The 256-nt window shown below is 56.6% G+C and carries 1 protein-coding gene; it reads right to left on the bottom strand.

Features of this window, described 5'->3' with window-relative positions; translation table 11 throughout:
- A partial coding sequence (locus SB754_RS21390; protein ID WP_410784341.1) for a hypothetical protein occupies positions 1–256 on the bottom strand: 256 nt, incomplete at both ends.

A 256-nucleotide genomic window follows, 5' to 3' on the forward strand; every position in this document is an offset into this window, starting at 1 on the left:
GTAGAAATCACGCGCTTCCTGTTTCTGGCCGGCGAGATCGGCTATGAGCGCAGAATTATAGGTACGGAACAAACCATACCATTCCGGTCCCTGCATTTTTTGGATGTCGGCGAGCGCCTGTTTGGGGTTGCCCTGCCCGACCTTCACCCATGCGCTCATGAAGCCTGTCGCAAGGCGATCCATATCGGATTGCAACGACAGCATCAGAAGCGGCCCGACCTTGCGATATTGCTTGCGGTCGATGGCGTCGATGGCC

The organism is Leifsonia sp. SIMBA_070 (assembly GCF_046534635.1).
Taxonomy (GTDB): Bacteria; Actinomycetota; Actinomycetes; order Actinomycetales; family Microbacteriaceae; genus Leifsonia.